2 tRNA genes and 1 rRNA gene are annotated in these 928 nt (G+C 50.1%); all 3 read left to right on the forward strand.

The features are described 5' to 3' along the window. A 16S ribosomal RNA gene (locus AC1RKG_RS24830) occupies positions 1 to 401 on the forward strand; the annotation flags it as partial. Between the two features lie 75 nt (positions 402 to 476). After that, positions 477 to 553: transfer RNA gene (locus AC1RKG_RS24835), tRNA-Ile, on the forward strand. Positions 554 to 590: 37 nt separating this feature from the next. Beyond that, positions 591 to 666, forward strand: a tRNA-Ala gene (locus tag AC1RKG_RS24840). Positions 667 to 928: the final 262 nt, after the last annotated feature.

A 928-nucleotide genomic window follows, 5' to 3' on the forward strand; every position in this document is an offset into this window, starting at 1 on the left:
GGGAACTCAAAGGAGACTGCCGGTGATAAACCGGAGGAAGGTGGGGATGACGTCAAGTCATCATGGCCCTTACGAGTAGGGCTACACACGTGCTACAATGGCGTATACAAAGAGAAGCGAACTCGCGAGAGCAAGCGGACCTCATAAAGTACGTCGTAGTCCGGATCGGAGTCTGCAACTCGACTCCGTGAAGTCGGAATCGCTAGTAATCGTAGATCAGAATGCTACGGTGAATACGTTCCCGGGCCTTGTACACACCGCCCGTCACACCATGGGAGTGGGTTGCAAAAGAAGTAGGTAGCTTAACCTTCGGGAGGGCGCTTACCACTTTGTGATTCATGACTGGGGTGAAGTCGTAACAAGGTAACCGTAGGGGAACCTGCGGTTGGATCACCTCCTTACCTAATGATATTGATTCGCGTGAAGTGCTCACACAGATTGTCTGATGAAAAAGTAACGAGCAGAAATACCTTTATAGGCTTGTAGCTCAGGTGGTTAGAGCGCACCCCTGATAAGGGTGAGGTCGGTGGTTCAAGTCCACTCAGGCCTACCACTTCTCGAAGTGGAAAAGGTACTGCACGTGACTGTATGGGGCTATAGCTCAGCTGGGAGAGCGCCTGCCTTGCACGCAGGAGGTCAGCGGTTCGATCCCGCTTAGCTCCACCATATAGTCCTGTATTTCAATACTTCAGAGTGTACTGGCAACAGTATGCTGCGAAGTATTTTGCTCTTTAACAATCTGGAACAAGCTGAAAATTGAAACATGACAGCTGAAACTTATCCCTCCGTAGAAGTATTGGGGTAAGGATTAACCTGTCATAGAGTCTCTCAAATGTAGCAGCACGAAAGTGGAAACACCTTCGGGTTGTGAGGTTAAGTGACTAAGCGTACACGGTGGATGCCTAGGCAGTCAGAGGCGATGAAGGGC

The sequence above is a fragment of the Serratia sp. GW822-FHT06D09 genome, assembly GCF_058799515.1.